This is a genomic window from Stenotrophomonas sp. I18B00994, from assembly GCF_014145825.1.
In the GTDB taxonomy this organism is placed as follows: Bacteria; Pseudomonadota; Gammaproteobacteria; order Xanthomonadales; family Xanthomonadaceae; genus Stenotrophomonas; species Stenotrophomonas maltophilia.
In genome coordinates this window covers 1-17,444 of sequence record NZ_JACIUW010000012.1, presented here as the reverse complement: position 1 = coordinate 17,444, position 17,444 = coordinate 1, and the positions used below count along the sequence as shown (strand labels likewise).

The following is a 17,444-nucleotide window of genomic DNA, read 5'->3' as shown; positions in this document are numbered from 1 at the left end:
TGGTGGGTACCAACCTTGGTTGGCACGGCTGGGAGGTGTGGACCAAGGTCCACACCCACCGCATGGCCCGGCGCTGCCTTCAATCCTGCGGCGCCGGCTCGTCCGGGCGTGCCGCTTCCGGGCTGACCCGTTCGATGGTGTGGCGCAGTTCGCGGCCAAGGATGAACTTGGCGTCCTTGGCCCAGGCATCCAGGCGCTCGTCGAACAGCAGCTTGCTGTTCTCGTCCGGCCACACCAGGCGCAGTTCGCGCAGCTTCTGGATGAAGCCGCGGAACAGGGTGCGGTCGAAGAACTCCGGCGCGGCCGGTGCATAGAGCAGGCTCAGACGCTGCGCCGCCTGCTGGCACAGGCTTTCCAGCTCGGCCGCGCCCAGCACGCCCGGGCCGTTCTTCACCAGCACCGAAATGGCGATGTAGTAGCGCTCGAACGCCTGCTGCAGCGAGTGGCCGATCGCACGCAGGCGGAACACCTCGTCGGTCTGCCCGGTGTTGCGCGCCAGGATGCCGCCGTCGTCGTCATTGACGTTCTGCAGCAGGCCCTCACGCACGAACACGTTGATGGTCTGGTCGATGCGCTGTGCGAATTCGTCCTCGCTCCACGGCAGGAACAGCTCGGCCTGCAGGAATGGGTACACCGTGCGGCCCAGCTGGACCAGGCCGGTACGGCTCATGCGGCGGTTGTTCTGGAAGCAGCAGGCCACCCACGACGAGGCGGTGAACAGGTGCAGCACGTTGTTGCGGAAGTAGCTGAGCAGCACCGCGGTATCGCCGCTGACGCTGAGCACGTCGCCCAGCGGGTGCTTGATGCGGGTGAGAACGTTGATTTCCTCGGCGTGGGCGATGATCCGCTCCGGCGAGTGCGGGGTCACCGTCACCCGGTCCGAATACGGCATCTCGACCAGCAGCGTCTTGCACAGCTCGATCTGCGCGATCAGGTCGGCCTCGCCCATCGCGTGCTTCGGCGTGGACAGCAGCGCCAGCGCCAGCAGGTTGATCGGATTGACGTCGGCGGCGCCGTTGATGCGCACCTGGATGCGTTCGGCCAGCGTGTCCACCGTGGTCGACAGCCACGCCGGTTTCTCGTCCTCGGAGACCGCCTCGCCCTTCCACTCCGGCGCCTTCTCGGCCAGTACGTCGTTCAGTGCGATCGGTTCGCCGAAGTTCACCACCACCTGGCCGTAGTTCTGCTTGAGCACCTTGGGGATGCCCCACAGCAGCGACCAGATCGATTCCTTTTCCTTCGGCCGGCCGGACAGTTCGTCCAGGTAGCTGCCGCCTTCCATCAGCTTCTCGTAGCCGATGTAGATGGGCTGGAACAGCACCGGCTTGCGCGGCTGGCGCAGGAACGCACGCAGCGTCATCGAGATCATGCCGCCCTTGGGCTGCAGCAGTCGGCCGGTACGCGAGCGGCCGCCTTCGACGAAGTACTCCAGCGAGTAGCCGCCAGCCACCAGCTGCGCGACGTACTCACTGAGCACGGCCGAGTACAGCGCGTTGCCACGGATCGAGCGGCGGATGAAGAACGCACCGCCCTTCCGCAGCAGGGTACCGACCACCGGCAGGTTCAGGTTGATGCCCGCCACGATGTGCGGCGGCACGATGCCACGGTCGTACAGCAGGTAGGACAGCAGCAGGTAGTCCATGTGGCTGCGGTGGCTGGGCACGTAGACCACTTCGTGGCCCGGCGCGGCGGCCTTGAACTTGTCCAGATGGTGCACCAGCACGCCCGCATAGATGCGGTTCCACACGTGGCTGAGCATGAAGCTGGCCGAGCGCACCACCGGGCTGGAATAGTCCGCGGCGATTTCCCAGGCGTAGGCGTGTGCCTTCTTCCAGGCATCGGCCGTCTTCGAATTGTCGCGCTTGGCCTGCGCGGCGATCGCTTCGCGCACCGGTTCGGCGGCCAGCACCTGGTCCACCAGCAGGCGACGGGTCGACAGGTCGGGGCCGATCACCGATTCACGGATGCGGCGGAAATGGGTGCGCAGCACGCGCTGCAGCTTGCGTACCGTGCGTTCCGGCTCCAGGCCTTCGTCGATGATGGAACGCAGCGAGATCGGCGGCGCGAAGCGGACGATGGTGCTGCGGCCATTGAGCAGCACCGCCAGCAGGCGGCGGAAGCGGCCGACCAGCGCCCAGTTTTCCGAGAACAGCACCGCGAACCAGCCGCTCTGCTTGTCCGGCGCGCGGCCGACGAAGATCGACACCGGCACCAGGTGCACGTCCAGGTCATCGCGCACGCGATGTGCCTGCAGGACCTTGGCCAGCGAGTCGGAATGGGTCTTGGCACCGCGCTGCTCGGGGATCAGCGAATTGCTGGAGCTGCGCCGCGACAGCGCCAGGTAGGCGCGCTTGCGGCTGGTCGGGTCACCGGCCAGCGGCACCAGCGGCGACGGCAGGCCGGCCTGGCGGCAGGCCTTGTCCAGGATCAGCGCGTTGGACAGGCCGTAGTCTTCCAGCACGTACATGACCGGGCGGCCATCGTTGTACTGGCCCGGGTCTTCCGGCTCGATCTTCAGCGACAGCCACGGCTCGACCAGGCGGCCCAGCAACCGTGCCCACAGTGGGCGTCGGCCGGCCGGACGCGCGTGCGCGGGCGGCGGTACCGGGTTCGGGCCGGTACCGGTCGAGGGGGACGCCGGCACCGTATCGGCGGGCGTCGACTGGGATTCTTCGCCGGGGAACGGCAGCGGGTTCTGTTTCGACATCGGCGCCATTATGGCTTAGGCGGCGGCGTTGCCGCTTCCCCACCCTCGGCGGGGGCTTCAGCCGGTGACGGCGACGCAGCGGCGCGGGCCGCATCGGCCTTGCGCAGCAGGGCGTCGGTATCGGCCAGGGTGCGGGTCAGGTACCAATGGCCTTCGCGGCGGCTCAGCGGCAGCTGCAGGCTCATCTCGCGACCGGCGAGGTCGTAGCGCAGGCGTACCAGGGCGTTGTCACCTTCCACCGACAGCAGTTCGCCGCGCACGCTGCGCAACGCGTCGTCCACGCCCAGCCCGTAGCTGCCCAGCACCGCCTTGAGGGTGTGGATGAACGGCGCCAGCTGCGCCAGGCTGCCTTCCATGCCCGCGGCCTGCAGGCCGGCTTCGTCGTCGAAACCGACCTTGTTGGCGGCGCCGACCAGCGCGGCGATGGTGCTGCGTGCGCGGGCCCGGTCACTGATCGGGGCACCCTGCGCCCAGCTGGCCAGGGTTTCGACCAGGGCGATGTAATGCGCCTGTTGGCCAGGCGTATAGCCCTTCTGGTGGCGCAGGTACTGCACACCGAAGTTGCCCATCGATTGTGCGGCCTGGCGAACGGCGCCGGCCTGTCCGGCCAGCTGGCGATCGAAGCTGCGCTGCAGTTCGGCGCTGGCATTGGGCCTGCGCAGTGCGGCCAGCATCGGCAGCAGCTGGTCACCCAGCGGCAGTTCGGTCAGCGGCCATTGGCTGTGGCCTTCGGTCCAGGCCTGTTGCAGGCGCTGGTACTGGCTGGGCGGCACCGACAGCTTTGCGTAGCCGACCAGATCGTCCTCGGCCAGGCGCAGCGCCATGGCCTGCACCGCCGCGACCGGCTCGGCCGCCGGCTTGGCCGGGTCCTGGGCCGATTCACGACACGCCGCCACGGCCAGCAGCAGCATGGCTGCCAGCCCCCATCCACGCGCAGACCTTCCTCTCACTGCCACGCTCATGCACTCGGACTCCCCGGACCGGTCCGCATCTTGCGGCCTGTGACGTGACAGCGGCAAGCCGGGACGTCACGGTTTCCGCTGTTGCTTGTGCAAGTCACTGATGGGAATAAAAAAAGAGCCGGGATCACGGGGATCACAGGCTCTTCAAACCGACGCAGGGCCGGTGGACAGTGTTGTGGCACATGTCCGGTCCGAGGACCGGATGGCGGCGATCCTACGCTGCCGCTCAAGTTAAGGCAACACTTCACCTATCGTCGTATAAATCATTGATTTTATTGATCCACCTGATGATGGGCGTAAAAGCAATGAAATCTACGGCAGGTTTTGCGGCGATTCGGGCACAACCGCTTGCTGGACGGATGCAGAAACGCCATCCCGCGCGGGTCGGGATGGCGTTCGGGCCTGCAGCCTGCGCAACGGAATCTCAGCGCGCAGCCAGCGCCGACGCGATTTCCTGCTGGATGGCCCGCGCAGCGGCCTGCGGATCGGTGGCCAGGCGGATCGGACGGCCAACCACGATGGCATCGGCGCCATCGGCAAAGGCCTGGGCCACGCCAACGGTACGCTTCTGGTCATCGCCGACCGGGCCACCGGGGCGGATGCCCGGGCAGACGATCGAGAATCCGGCGCCGGTAGCGGCGCGGATCGGGCCGGCTTCCTGGCCCGAGGCGATCACGCCATCGATACCGGCCGCCTGCGCGGCCAGCGCGCGTTCGACCACTACGTCCACCGGTTCACGGTCGATGCCCATCTGCGCCAGGTCCGGGCGGCCCATCGAGGTCAGCACGGTCACCGCCAGCAGGCGCATGTCGCTGCTGTTGGCGGCGGCGCAGGCTTCCATCATCGCCGGGTGCCAGCCGTGGATGGTGGCGTAGCTGACCGGCCACTGCGACAGGCGCCTGATCACCGCCGCGACAGTGGCCGGGATATCGAAGAACTTCAGGTCAACGAACACGCGCTTGTCGCGGCGGGCCAGCTCGTCCAGCACCTGGAAGTACTCGCCCGACGCCAGCAGTTCCATGCCGATCTTGTAGAACGCCACGCTGTCGCCGAGGCGGTCGACCCACTCCAGTGCCTGCGCGCGGTCAGGCACGTCCAGCGCGAAGATCAGGCGCTCGTCATCGCGCAGCGGCAGCGGCGCGCGGCTCACGGCGCGTAGTCCAGGGCAGCGCGCTTGGCGTCGTGGCGGGCCTGGCGCGACTGGCTGTAGTCATTGTTGAACTGCGCCGGCTCGAAACCGCCGTAGGTCGGGTTCGGCAGCATCCACCAGCGCTCGCCGAACCAGTCGTGGTACTGCTGCAGCAGGGCGTCACGGCCTTCGTTGGTGTTGGCGGTCACTTCCACGAAGTCGCCCAGCTGGTCGCCGAACTGCATCAGCACGCGGTACTTCTGCCCGGCCAGGCGGCGGCGGCAGTTCTTCTCGCTGCCGGCCTGCTCGCAGCCTTCGACCACGGTGCCCAGGCCCAGGAACACGCTGTCATCGGCCACCGGCAGGCCCTGCTCGCGCAGGTTGGCCAGGGTCGCGTCCTTCAGGTGCACGGCGCGGTTGGAGATGTACAGCAGGGTTACGCCCTTGGCGTTGGCGGCCTTGGCGAAATCGACCACGCCCGGAATGGCCTTGGCCTTCTTTTCGGCCACCCACTGGTCCCAGCTCAGCTCGTCGTATTCCTTGCCGTCGCGCACCAGGCGCGCCTGGTAGGGCGAGTTGTCCAGCACGGTCTCATCCACGTCCAGCACCACGGCCGGCTTCAGGCCCTTGGCCTCGTTGCCGCGTTCCTCCGGCACCAGCGCATCCCAGTGCGCTTCCTTCAGCGCGGCGTCCAGGTGGTCGGCGGCGGCACGGTAGGTCTGCTCGGTGATTGCCTTGTACTCCTGCGCGCGCTGCATCCACAGCACGGCGTTGAGATTGTCGTTGGCGGTTGCATCAAGCGCGCCATCAGCCTTGGCAGCGGCGGCCGGGGCCTCCGGGGCAACGGCTTCGGCAGCAGGCGCATCCACGCGCTTGCAGGCGGACAGGCCCAGCGCCGCAGTGGCGAGCAGGGTCAGGGACAGGGAAACGGGACGACGCATGGATTCACCGGCAATCAGATATACCGGCGCATTTTACCGGCAAAGGCGGCCCCGGGACGGCTATGCTTGGCGGTTGACCCGTTGCCCTTCCGGAGGCCGCCATGACCGATTCCGTCCAGACCCCCGACGTCCCCCTGCTCGACGCCGTGCAGGCCCGCCTGCTGGGCTGCCTGGTGGAAAAGGAGGCGACCACGCCGGACACCTATCCACTGACGGTCAATGCCGCCCAGTCGGCTGCCAACCAGAAGACTGCCCGCGAGCCGGTGATGAACATCGATGCCGGCAGCGTGCAGCACGCGCTGCGCCAGCTGGAGGCGTTGGGCCTGGCCCGCCAGCACTTCTCCTCGCGCGCGGACCGCTACGAGCACCGCCTGCAGGCCGCACTGGACCTGACCCGGCAGCAGACCGTGCTGCTGGCGCTGCTGCTGCTGCGTGGGCCGCAGACGCTGGGCGAACTGATCACGCGCAGCGAGCGCCTGCACCGCTTCGCCGACGCCGATGAAGCCCGCCACGCCATCGAGCGCCTGCAGCAGCGCGCGCTGCTGGTGGTGCTGCCGCGTGCCAGCGGCCAGCGCGAAGACCGCTACATGCACCTGCTGTGCGGTGAAGTGGACGGTGCGGCGCTGGCGGCCAGGTACGCCAGCAGCGGCGGCGGCGGCAGCAGCGATGCAGCCGACCCGGGCCTGGCCGAGCGCGTGGCCCAGCTGGAAGCGGCCGTGGCCGAGCTGCAGGCGCAGCTGGCCGAACTGCGCGGCTGAGGGGGTGGGTGCCGACCGTGGTCGGCACTGCATCTGAATCGTGCCGACCAACGGTCGGCACCTACCAACATCAGGGGTCAGACCTGCGCCGCACCCGGCGTGGCATACAACCTGCTCGGGCTGTCCACGCCCGGCAGCTGGATCACCCCGCGCTCCTGCATGCCCAACCCCAGCAGGATCTTCCCGGACACCACGTTGTCCAGATCGGTGATGCCATACAGATCGTGCAGGCCCAGCCCAGCGCGCGCATGCGCGAACACCGCCCGCGCCGCCTCACCGGCATAGCCCTGCCCGGCGAATTCCGACAGCACCGCATAGCCGATGTCCGGACCCGGCAGCCCATCACGCCGTACCAGTCCGGCATTGCCCAGCCAGGCACCATCGGACAACCGCTCGATGGCATACATGCCAAAGCCATTCAACGCATAGCTGTGCAGCACACGCAGCGCGATGTAGTCCCGCGCCTGCTCCTCACTGCGCACATTGCGGTCGCCAATGAAGCGCACGAAGCCCGGATCATTCAACAGCGCCAGCATCGGCGCCGCATCGCGATCAGGCTCGATCGCACGCAGGCGCAGGCGTTCACTCTCGATCGGTTGCACAGGTGGACCTCCAGCCGAAACCCCGATTCTGCCTCAAGCCCGGCTGCTGCTTTTGATTTTCTTTTTCTTTTCCGTGGCTGGCGCGCACGGAAACTGTCAGAGGCCGGCCGGGTGGGCTGGGCGGGACCGTCCGCGGCATGGGCCCGAGGCATGCCTCGGGCGGGTTGGGCAGGACGCCCAACCCCGGTCTTGCCGTGTGCGCAGGACAGCGCACACGAGCAAGCCGCGGCCGAGCCCCCATGGATGGGTTTACGGCGTGTCCCGACCGCCCCCCCCGCCCGGCCCCCACGAATGCATTGCGAACGGCGCCAACCACGAGGGGCTGCGCCGTTCGCCGATCAGTCGAACAACGCCTCGATCGCCGCCAACCCCGCACTCGCCCGTTCCTTCTTGCGCGCCGCATCGGCCACCGGATCAGCGCCATCACGCTGGATCTCCTCGGCCGGGATCTCATCGAAGAACCGGCTCGGCTTCAGCCGCACATGCTCACCGAACTTGCGCGTCAGCTTGCTGTAACTCATCCACAGCTGAATCTTGGCGCGGGTGATGCCCACGTACAGCAGCCGCCGCTCTTCCTGCAGGTTGCCCTCGTCCAGGCTGACCTGGTGGGGCAGCACGCCATCCTCGCAGCCAACGATGAACACGTACGGGAATTCCAGGCCCTTGGAGGCGTGCATGGTCATCATGCGCACCTGGTTGCCACCCTCGTCCTTGTCGCTGCGTGACAGCAGCGCCAGCTGGCCGGCCAGGTCAGCGGCAGTGGCGCCGCGCGGGCCGCCCTCGAACCACTGCGCCAGTTCCTCGATGTTGTTGGCGCGGCGCTGGTAGCTGGCCTCTTCCTTGGCCTGCTGGCGCAGTTCGCTGAGCAGGCCCGATTCCTTGGCGACCTTGCGGATCATGTCGCCCGAGGTGACCTGACGCATCTGCGCGCGCAGGTCGCGCAGGATGTCGGTGAAGCGGGCCAGGCTGTTGGCGGCGCGCGGCGGTAGCTGCTGCAGGGCGCCGATCGCCTCGGCAGCCTGTGCCATCGGCATGTCCTTTTCCTGCGCCAGCTCGGCCAGCCTGGCCAGCGTGCCGGCACCGACGTCGCGCTTGGGCGACTGCACCGCACGCATGAACGCGGTGTCGTCGTCCGGGTTCACCAGCAACCGCAGCCAGGCCAGCGTGTCCTTCACTTCCTGGCGCTCCAGGAACATGGTGCCGCCGGTCAGGTGGTAGGGAATGCGCAGCAGCTGCATCGCCTTTTCCAGCGGGCGCGACTGGAAGTTGCCGCGGAACAGGATGCAGAAATCACTCCATGGCACGTTGCGCGACTGCGCCACGAAGGCGATCTCGGCCGCGACCTTTTCCGCCTCGTGCTCGCTGTTGCGGCACTCCCACACGCGGATGCGCTCGCCGTCGGCCTGGTCGCTCCACAGCTTCTTCAGGTGCTCGTGCGGGTTGTTGGCGATCAGCGCATTGGCGGCGCGCAGCACGCGGTTGGAGCAGCGGTAGTTCTGCTCCAGCTTGATGATCTCCAGCGTGGGATAGTCGCGCCCCATCTGCTGCAGGTTTTCCGGGTTGGCACCGCGCCAGGCGTAGATCGACTGGTCATCGTCACCCACGCAGGTGAAGTTGCCCTTGTCGCCGGCCAGCTGCTTGAGCAGCCGGTACTGCGCGTCGTTGGTATCCTGGCATTCGTCCACCAGCAGGTAGCCGATGCGCTCGCGCCACGCCAGCGCGATCTCCGGATTTTCCTCCAGGATCTGCACCGGCAAACGGATCAGGTCATCGAAGTCCACCGCATTGAACGCCGTCAGGCGCAGCTGGTAGCGCTCGTAGACGCTGGCCGCTTCCTTCTCGCGGTTGCTGCGCGCGGCGGCCATCGCTTGCTCGGGCGACAGGCCGGCGTTCTTGGCGCGCGACACCAGGTTCTTCATGTCCTCGATGTCGTCGGGCTTGGCCCCGTACATCAGGTCCTTGATCTGCGCAGCGGCATCATCGGCATCGAAGATCGAGAAGCCACGCTTCAGGCCCACGGCCGCGTGTTCGATCTGCAGGAACTTCAGGCCCAGCGCATGGAAGGTGCAGATGGTCACCTCGTCGGCGTCCTGCTCGCGCAGGCGCTTGGCCACACGCTCGCGCATTTCCTTGGCCGACTTGTTGGTGAAGGTGATCGCTGCGATGCGGCGTGCCGGGTAGCGACCGCTGCCGATCAGGTGGGCGATCTTTTCCACGATCACGCGCGTCTTGCCGCTGCCCGCGCCGGCGAGCACCAGCAACGGACCTTCGATGTGCAGGACGGCGGCGGCTTGGGGGGGATTGAGACCGTGCATGGGAATGGGATTGTAGCGGGGCCGCAGCGGGCGGACCTGACTTGCATGCACACCGTTCCTAAGCTATTGATTCGCCACCGGAGCACTGGAGCCAGGTGCATGCGCCCGACCGCCCCTGCCGCCCTGCTGGGCACCCTGCTGTTGCTGCTGGCGCCGTTGGCTGCCCGCAGTGCGGACTGCGCGCCCGATGCTGGCGCATCGTTGCGGTCGGCGCTGATGACCCCGGGCTTCCTGCAGGCTCATCCTGACCTGCACTGGCGCGAGCTGGGCCTGCAGTCGTGGCGCCAGGGCCGGCCCGATCATGCGCTGGTGCGTTTCAAGCGGGCGGCCGCGCACGCCGACAAGCTGTCGCAGTCGCTGGTCGCGCGCATGTACCAGAAAGGCACGGGTACCGCCCCTGATCCGGTGCTGGCCTACATCTGGATGGACCTGGCCGCCGAACGCGGCTACCGCGACCTGCTGCTGGAGCGCGAGCGCTACTGGAACCGCCTGGATGCCGCGCAACGGCAACGGGTGCTCGCCGAAGGGCCGGCGCTGTATGCGGCCTACGGCGATGCCACGGCCAAGCCGCGCATGGAGGCTGCCATGCGCGTGGACCGCAGCGGCATGACCGGCAGCCGCACCGGCTGGGTCAGCTCGATGCTGCAGGTGGAACTGTCCGACGGCCCGGAAGCCGGCTGGCCGACCCGCGGCGATGACTATTATCGGGATGCGTACTGGGACCCTGCAGCGTACTGGTGCATGCAGGACCGCATCTGGGAACAGGAGTTCGGCGGCCGCAGCGTCGAGGTCGGCCCACTCAGCCCCGTGGAAGGCGCGGGGCGCTGACGTTCGTATTTCATGGTCATTGCCAGGAGGGCGATCAAGTATGAAAGCGAAGCACGCTTCACGCTTCTGCCTGCTGCTGGGCCTGTCGATGGCCGCTGCCGTGACCGCCAGGGAATGCCCGGTGGAGGCCCCGCGGCAGATCCCGCCTACCGTCCTGACCGGAGGCTTCTTCGATGCCCATCCGGACCTGTTCTGGCGCAGCATGGCCCAGCGGGCCGAACGGGACAGACAGCCCGCCAGGGCGCTGGACTACTACAAGCGTTCGGCGCGCTACGCCGACAAGTTCTCCCAGGCCATGGTGGCGCGGCTGTACCAGGAGGGCGTCGGTACCCGGGCCGATCCGGTGATGGCCTACATCTGGATGGACCTGGCCGCCGAGCGCATGTATCACGACTTCCTGGTGCTGCGGGAGCACTACTGGGCACGCCTGGACGCACTGCAGCAGGCACGGGCGATCGAGCGCGGCCAGCAGGTCTATGCCGACTACGGCGACCGCGCAGCCAAGCCTCGCATGGAGCGCGCCCTCAGGGACGGCCGCCAGCAGATCACCGGCAGCCGCCTCGGGTACGTGAGCTCCGGCCTGATCGTCGTCCAGCGCCGCGGCAACGAGCAGGGCATCGTGACGCCGGGCAGCATCGTCTACGACAACGACTACTGGCGCGCCGCCGACTACTGGTGCCTGCAGGACAACTACTGGCGCCCCGCGCGGACCCCCAGCGTCGAGATAGGACGGCCGGACACGGTCCGCGACGACGAGGCGGTGGACGACTAGAATTGGCCGATGGCCAAGCTCTATTTCTACTATTCGGCGATGAACGCCGGCAAGACCACGACCCTGCTGCAGAGCGCGCACAACTACCGCGAACGCGGCATGCGGGTGGCGATCCTGACCCCGCGCCTGGATGATCGTGCCGGCGCCGGCGTGGTGGCCTCGCGTATCGGCCTGCGTGCGGACGGCATGGCCTTCGACCGTGACACCGACCTGCAGCACTGGGTCGAACAGGACCTGGCCGCCAACGGCCCGATGGGCTGCGTGCTGGTGGATGAAGCGCAGTTCCTCACGCGCGCCCAGGTCTGGCAGCTCAGCGAGGTGGTCGACCAGCTGCGCATTCCGGTGCTGTGCTACGGCCTGCGCACCGATTTCCGCGGCGAGCTGTTCGAGGGCAGCCAGTACCTGCTGGCCTGGGCCGACGAGATGCAGGAGATCAAGACCATCTGCCACAGCGGCAAGAAGGCAACGATGACGGTACGCGTGGACGAACATGGGCACGCGGTGCAGGACGGCCCGCAGGTGGAGATCGGTGGCAACGACCGCTACGTGTCGGTCAGCCGTGCCGAGTTCAAGAAGATCACCCGCGGTGAAGGGCGGATCGATCCGGCGCAGGCGCCCCTGCCGCTGTAAAGGGTGTTCTTTTGCAGGGCTTGCAGCCCTGCACCCGCGGTAGTGACGGCCGCTGGCCGGCAACAGCAACAGCAACAGCTGGCATTGCGTGGGATGGCGGGGCGGTGTCGGACTGCGGGGACGCTGCAAGTACGTCCCTGTAAGCTTGGCAGCCGCATCCATGCGGCTGACACCCCGCACTCCGACACCGCCCCACCTCTGACAGATCCCCGCGCTGTTGGTGGGTGTCGACCTTGGTCGACACATCTGTCAGATATCGAAATTCATCTGGGGTCAGAGCCCGTTGCGCAGCAACGGGATCCGACCCCGTGCTCCGACGGATCGCGGAGGTCTGTCGAAGGCGGGGTGGGTCCGGTGGCGGGAGTGTCCGCGGCATGGATGCCGCGGCCAAGCTCCCATGGACGGGTTTACGGCGTCTCCCGCCACCGGACCCACCCCGACTACCCACAGAAAACCAGCTTCTGCTTCGGCTGTTGCTGTTGCTTTGGCCTCGGCAGGTGCAGGGCTGCAAGCCCTGCAAACCCAACACCCCTCTCAGTACAGCGTGCGCTCCGGCGCACCCGCCGGCGGCGGGGTGTACTGGTACAGCCAGGTCTCGGTCAGGGTCTTGCCGCCACTGCGCAGGAACAAGCGGATGTCGATCTGCTCGGGACTGCCCTCCGGCGGCACCAGGTCGAACATCGCGCGGTAGCCGTTGATCTCGCGCAGCGGACGCGCCGACACGATCTCGACCCGGCCGCGGCTGGATTCCACCACCGCCTCGACCTCGCCCTTGTCGATCAGCCTGGCCAGCTCGCCACCTTCGAAGTCCACCGCGAAGCGCCAGCTGAAGTACTCGCGCTTCTTGCCGACCACGCCACCCAGGCCGGTGCGGCTGGCCACGCAGTGCGCCAGCGGCGGCCGTGCCGGTGGTTCGGCACCCCAGTACAGGCGGTAGCCAACCAGCAGTTCCTGGCCCGGCTGCGGTTTTTCCTTGGGGTTCCAGAACGCCACGATGTTGTCGAAGGTTTCGTCCACGGTGGGGATCTCCACCAGCTGCACCGAGCCCTCGCCCCACTCGCCCTTCGGCTCCACCCACAGGCACGGGCGCTTCTCGTAGAACACGCCGTCGTCCTGGTAATGGTCGAAGTTGCGGTCGCGCTGCAGCAGGCCGAAGCCGCGGGGGTTGCGGTCCACGAACATGTTGAAGCGCAGGTTGCGCGGGTTCAGCAGCGGCCTCCAGATCCATTCGCCGGCACCGGTCCACAGCGACAGGCCGTCGGTGTCGTGGATCTCCGGGCGCCAGTCCCAGGCCATGCGGCGGTCGTTCTCACCCACCTGGTACATGCTGGTGCACGGGGCGATGCCCAACCGCTCGATCGCCTTGCGCGGGTACAGCGCGCTGTCGATGTCCATCAGCAGCACGTCGCCATTGGTGATCGCGAAGCGATAGGCGCCGGCCACGCTGGGCGAATCCAGCAGGCCGTAGACCACGATCGTGTCCGAATCAGCCGAGGGTTGTTCCAGGTAATAGGCGATGAAGTCCGGGAATTCCTCCGGCTTGCCCATGCCGGTATCGATTGCCAGGCCACGCGCGGACTGGCCGTACTGGCCTTCCTTGCCGACCGCACGGAAGTAGCTGGCGCCGAGGAAGGCGGCGAAATCGCGATCGGTGTCCTTGCGGGTGTTCAGGCGGAAACCGGCGAAGCCGAGATCGGCCGGCAGCTCGCCGTCCTTGATGCCGCTCTTGCCGTAGTTGAAGGCCGCGCCGTCATAGGCCAGCTCCTGCGCCTTGCCGTCGACCACGTCGAACATGCGCACCGGCGAATGGAAGTACAGGCCCAGGTGGAAGAACTTGGCCTGGAACTTGCCCGGCTGGTCGGCCCACAGCGCATGGTCCTGGCGGTAACCGATCGACTGGTACTGGTCCCAGTCCAGCCCTTCCAGGCGGCCCGGCAGCACCCGCTTGTGGCTCTTGTAGGGCGCCTGTGCCAGCGCGCGCGCCTGGCCCTTCAGGGTGGCGAAGTCGAACGGCTGCGGTTGGCCGAGGCGGCGCAGGCCCATCTGGCCGCTCCTGCTGGCCGCGCACGCGGGCAGGGACGGCAGGCCGAATGCAGCCAGGGCGAGGGAGGCATTGCGGATGAAGTCGCGTCGTTGCATGCAGGCGCGTCAGGCACAGAAGGAAGGTCGGCCATCATAGGCAGACAAACGTTAACGGGCAGCGGAGACGTGCCCTGTCCGTTCAGCTGCCGCTGGCCGCCCGCCTCAGCGCTGGCAGTGGCTGCACCAGACGCTGGCGCGCTGGCCGATGGTGGCGTGCTTCAGCGCGCGGCCACAGTTCGGGCAGGGCAGCCCGTCACGGCCGTACACCAGCAGTTCCTGCTCGAAGTAGCCCGGCGCGCCATCGGGGCTGATGAAGTCACGCAGGGTGGTGCCACCACGGGTGATGGCGTAGCCGAGGATCTCCTTCACCGCATCGGCCAGCCGCTGGTAGCGCTCGCGCGAGATCTTCCCGGCCTCGCGCAGCGGACTGATGCCGGCCTTGAACAGGCTCTCGGCGGCGTAGATGTTGCCCACGCCCACCACCACCGCCTGGTCCATCAGGAAGGTCTTCACCGGCGCGCTGCGGCCACGGCTGCGGGCGAACAGGTAGTCCCCGTCGAAGGCATCGTCCAGCGGCTCCGGGCCTAGCCCCTGCAGCAGCGGGTGGACTTCGCCGGCCGGCTGCCACAGCAGGCTGCCGAAGCGGCGCGGGTCGTTGAAGCGCAACAGGCGGCCGTTGTCCAGGCTGATATCCACATGGTCGTGCGCGCGCAGCGGGGTATCGCCGGGCAGCACACGCAGGCTGCCGGACATGCCCAGGTGCAGCACGGCGCTGCCGATGGCGGTGTCCAGCAGCAGGTACTTGGCGCGACGGCGGATGTCCTCGATGCGCTGCCCCGGCAGCAGCTCGGCCACTTCCGGCGGAATCGGCCAGCGCAGGTCGGCGCGGCGCAGGATCACGCCATGCACGCGGCGCCCCTGCAGGTGCGGCGCCAGGCCGCGGCGGGTGGTTTCGACTTCGGGCAGTTCAGGCATGAACCGATTCTACGCCCGCTCAGCGTGGCGGCGCCGCCAGCTCTCGCGCATCCAGGTAGCCATCGCCGTTGGCATCCTGCTTATGGAAGCGCTGCACGATCACCTGCCGCTGCTGCTCGCGGCTAATTGCCCTGCCCTCGCCGCCGGGCAGCTCGTCAGCGCTCAGCACGCCATCACCATTGCGGTCCATGCGGTCGAAGGCATACAGCATCCACTGCACGTACTCGGCTTCGCTGACCTTGCCGTCGCCATCGCTGTCCATCCGCTGCAGGTAGCTGGCGGTATCGGTGACCTGGGCCAGCGCCGCGCCTGGCAGCAGCGCGGCCAACACAAGCCCATACCCTGCCCTCACGCGCCCACCAGGCTGTAGCCCTTCAATCGCGCAGCGTAGGCCTGCAGCGCCGCGATTCCGCTTTCCTCGGCCTCGCGGCACCAGGCCTGCAGCTGGTGCAGGCGCTCGGCGGCATCGTGGCCGCGGGCCTCGAGCAGCGCCGCCAACCGCGCGCGATACTCGACCAGGGTGTGGATGCGCGGGCGCTGTGCCACCCATGCGCTGAGCTGGGCGCGACTGTCCGGCTTCAGCCAGCGACCGTCGTTGACCAGGCCACGGCGCAGCCGGCGCGGCAGCAGGCGCCGCAGCTTGGCGCCAGCGTGGGCGGCTTCCTCGCGCAGGGCCGGCATGAACACGTTGCGCTGGTAGTCGGTCATCGCCTGGAAGCGGTGCGAGAGCAGCGCCTTCAGGGTTTCGGCATCGGGCACGGCGATGTTCGGGCGTACGTCCATGGCCGGTGCAACGCGAAGCACCTTGGCCAGGCGCAGCGCCTGCAGCAGGCGGATCGCACTCCAGCCGATGTCGAATTCCCAGCGCCGCATCGCGAAGCGCGCCGAGCTGGGGAAGGCATGGTGATTGTTGTGCAGCTCCTCGCCACCGATCCAGAAGCCCCACGGCGTCAGGTTGGTGGAGGTATCGGCCGATTCGTAGTTGCGGTAGCCCCACCAGTGGCCGAGGCCGTTGACCACGCCGGCCGCCCAGAATGGAATCCACGCCATCTGGATCGCCCACAGGGCCACGCCGGGAAGGCCGAACAGCACGCTGTTGATCGCCAGCAGCAGCACCGGGCCGAGCGTGGCGTGCGGGGTGTACAGGTGGCGCTCGATCGCATCATCCGGGGTGCCACGCCCGTACTGCTCGATGTCCGCGCGCATGCCGCGCGCTTCGCGGTACAGCTCCACGCCATGCCAGAACACCTTGCCGATGCCACGGGTGACCGGGCTGTGCGGATCGTCCTCGGTTTCCACCTTGGCGTGGTGCTTGCGATGGATGGCCACCCACTCGCGGGTGATCATCGAGGTGGTGAGCCAGAGCCAGAACCGGAACACGTGGGCCAATGCCGGGTGGAAATCGACCCCGCGATGGGCCTGGCTGCGGTGCAGGTACAGGGTCACCGAGAAGATGGTGATCTGGGTGAAGACCAGCAGCACCGCCAGCATGGCCCACCAGCCCAGGCCCAGCACACCACCGGTCAACAGGGACATCAGGGCATCGGGCATGGCGGCTCTCCGTATCGACGCGGGGATGGCAGACATCATGGGCGCTTGCGTTGCAAACTGCATCCCTGCGGCGGTGATTGCCACCGCCATCCGTGGCACCGTTCACAGTTGGGGACCTGAGTTGTCGAGCCTTGATCCACGCGCCAGCACCATGACTGCCGCCCCGCCCGTTGCGGAGCTGCCCCCCTTGATCGAACTGGACCGCGCCACCGTGGTGCGCGGCCAGGTGAAGGTGCTGCACGGGCTCAGCCTGCGTATCGCGCAGGGCCAGCACACTGCCCTGCTCGGCCCCAACGGTTGCGGCAAATCGACCTTCATCAAGCTGATCACCCGCGAGCTGTACCCGCTGGCGCAAAGCGACGGCTCGGTGGCGGTGAAGGTGCTGGGCCAGAACCGCTGGCAGGTGGACCGGCTGCGTTCGCAGCTGGGCATCGTCACCGGCGACCTCAGCAGCAATCTGGCCGACATGCCCGGGCTGACCGTGGAACAGGCGGTGCTGTCCGGCTTCTTCGCCAGCTACGTGGTGCCGGCCTTCCGCGAAGTGACCGCCGACATGCGCACGCGCGTCGGCGAGACACTGGCGATGACCGGCGCCCTGTCCCTGCGCGAACGCGCCTATGCCGAGCTGTCGGCCGGCGAGACCCGCCGCGTGCTGATCGCCCGCGCGCTGGTCAATCGGCCGCAGGCACTGCTGCTGGACGAGCCATCCACCGGGCTGGACCTGGTCGCCCGCGAGCAGCTGGTGGCGACCATGCGGGTGCTCGCCCAGCAGGGCATCACCCTGGTGCTGGTGACCCACCACATCGAAGAGATCATTCCCGAGATCGAACGCGTGGTGCTGCTGCGCGACGGCCGTGTGCTGGCTGATGGCACCCGCGCCGAACTGCTGCGCAGCGCGCCGCTGTCGGCGGTGTTCGGTGGCGCGATCACCGTGTGCGAGCAGGAAGGCCGGCTGACCGCGTACGCGGGGTGAGGCGGAGCCCTCGGGGGAAACAAGGGGCCTGGAAACCGGCGGGCTCGGAAACCTGCGGCCTCGAAAACCGACAGGCCTGGGAGACCGACGGCGGTAGAGTCGACTGTTAGTTGTGATCTCTCTGTACGTTGTTCATCCGGGACATCTTTGGAAAATGGTGGTTACCACACCTCTCCAGACCCCAAAGAGCCCGGATGAACCACTATAAAAATGCCCGTT

At 67.7% G+C, this 17,444-nt stretch carries 15 protein-coding genes; 5 read left to right on the top strand and 10 right to left on the bottom strand.

The window, feature by feature from the left end:
• Positions 1 to 79: 79 nt before the first annotated feature.
• From plsB to H4O10_RS14245, 4 genes are all read right to left on the bottom strand, one after another.
• The gene (gene plsB, locus H4O10_RS14260) at positions 80 to 2,716 is read right to left on the bottom strand and encodes a glycerol-3-phosphate 1-O-acyltransferase PlsB (protein WP_111118775.1); all 2,637 of its coding nucleotides are present in this window, start codon (positions 2,714 to 2,716) and stop codon (positions 80 to 82) included.
• Complete coding sequence (locus H4O10_RS14255; RefSeq protein WP_049402878.1) at positions 2,716 to 3,669, bottom strand: hypothetical protein; 954 nt, start codon at positions 3,667 to 3,669, stop codon at positions 2,716 to 2,718. The genes plsB and H4O10_RS14255 overlap by 1 nt, the downstream gene beginning before the upstream one ends.
• Before the next feature lie 424 nt (positions 3,670 to 4,093).
• Entirely contained in the window at positions 4,094 to 4,819 is a 726-nt protein-coding gene (pyrF, locus tag H4O10_RS14250; protein ID WP_049452366.1) for an orotidine-5'-phosphate decarboxylase, read from the bottom strand.
• Entirely contained in the window at positions 4,816 to 5,739 is a 924-nt protein-coding gene (locus H4O10_RS14245; RefSeq protein WP_049432499.1) for a 5'-nucleotidase, lipoprotein e(P4) family, read from the bottom strand. Before H4O10_RS14245 ends, pyrF begins: the two co-directional genes overlap by 4 nt.
• A gap of 101 nt (positions 5,740 to 5,840) precedes the next feature.
• Here H4O10_RS14245 and H4O10_RS14240 point away from each other — a divergent pair, with 101 nt between their 5' ends.
• A complete protein-coding gene (locus H4O10_RS14240) occupies positions 5,841 to 6,497 on the top strand; it encodes a DUF480 domain-containing protein (protein ID WP_088470644.1) in 657 nt (218 codons plus the stop codon).
• A gap of 77 nt (positions 6,498 to 6,574) precedes the next feature.
• On the opposite strand, the gene H4O10_RS14235 is transcribed toward H4O10_RS14240, so the two are convergent.
• Together H4O10_RS14235 and H4O10_RS14230 are read right to left on the bottom strand one after the other, a co-directional pair.
• Entirely contained in the window at positions 6,575 to 7,099 is a 525-nt protein-coding gene (locus H4O10_RS14235) for a GNAT family N-acetyltransferase (protein WP_033834574.1), read from the bottom strand.
• Between the two features lie 338 nt (positions 7,100 to 7,437).
• Entirely contained in the window at positions 7,438 to 9,414 is a 1,977-nt protein-coding gene (locus tag H4O10_RS14230) for a UvrD-helicase domain-containing protein (RefSeq protein ID WP_049402880.1), read from the bottom strand.
• 99 nt (positions 9,415 to 9,513) lie between these two features.
• Between H4O10_RS14230 and H4O10_RS14225 the strand changes: the two genes are divergently transcribed.
• The 3 genes from H4O10_RS14225 to H4O10_RS14215 are packed head-to-tail and all read left to right on the top strand — an operon-like array spanning position 9,514 to position 11,644.
• Positions 9,514 to 10,242 (top strand): SEL1-like repeat protein, encoded by a 729-nt coding sequence (locus H4O10_RS14225; protein WP_049452518.1) that lies wholly within the window; start codon positions 9,514 to 9,516, stop codon positions 10,240 to 10,242.
• A gap of 40 nt (positions 10,243 to 10,282) precedes the next feature.
• On the top strand, positions 10,283 to 11,014 hold the full coding sequence (locus H4O10_RS14220) for a sel1 repeat family protein (RefSeq protein WP_049452519.1): 732 nt from the start codon (positions 10,283 to 10,285) through the stop codon (positions 11,012 to 11,014).
• Positions 11,015 to 11,023: 9 nt separating this feature from the next.
• Entirely contained in the window at positions 11,024 to 11,644 is a 621-nt protein-coding gene (locus H4O10_RS14215; RefSeq protein WP_033833540.1) for a thymidine kinase, read from the top strand.
• 534 nt (positions 11,645 to 12,178) lie between these two features.
• Here H4O10_RS14215 and H4O10_RS14210 read toward each other — a convergent pair.
• The 4 genes from H4O10_RS14210 to H4O10_RS14195 all read right to left on the bottom strand — a co-directional run bounded on the left by H4O10_RS14210 (position 12,179) and on the right by H4O10_RS14195 (position 16,252).
• Positions 12,179 to 13,783: a glucan biosynthesis protein D gene (locus H4O10_RS14210; protein WP_049452588.1), complete on the bottom strand. Its 1,605-nt coding sequence runs from the start codon at positions 13,781 to 13,783 to the stop codon at positions 12,179 to 12,181.
• A 105-nt stretch (positions 13,784 to 13,888) separates the two neighbouring features.
• Positions 13,889 to 14,701 carry a bifunctional DNA-formamidopyrimidine glycosylase/DNA-(apurinic or apyrimidinic site) lyase gene (gene mutM / locus H4O10_RS14205; protein WP_005407488.1) on the bottom strand — a complete coding sequence of 271 codons (813 nt, stop codon included), beginning with the start codon at positions 14,699 to 14,701 and terminating at the stop codon, positions 13,889 to 13,891.
• A gap of 19 nt (positions 14,702 to 14,720) precedes the next feature.
• Positions 14,721 to 15,053: an EF-hand domain-containing protein gene (locus tag H4O10_RS14200; RefSeq protein WP_049452586.1), complete on the bottom strand. Its 333-nt coding sequence runs from the start codon at positions 15,051 to 15,053 to the stop codon at positions 14,721 to 14,723.
• A complete protein-coding gene (locus H4O10_RS14195) occupies positions 15,050 to 16,252 on the bottom strand; it encodes a fatty acid desaturase (RefSeq protein ID WP_049452585.1) in 1,203 nt (400 codons plus the stop codon). Before H4O10_RS14195 ends, H4O10_RS14200 begins: the two co-directional genes overlap by 4 nt.
• Positions 16,253 to 16,403: 151 nt before the next feature.
• On the opposite strand from H4O10_RS14195, the gene H4O10_RS14190 reads away from it, so the two are divergent.
• Positions 16,404 to 17,225, top strand: a complete 822-nt coding sequence (locus H4O10_RS14190; RefSeq protein WP_049452584.1) for an ATP-binding cassette domain-containing protein — start codon at positions 16,404 to 16,406, stop codon at positions 17,223 to 17,225.
• Positions 17,226 to 17,444: the final 219 nt, after the last annotated feature.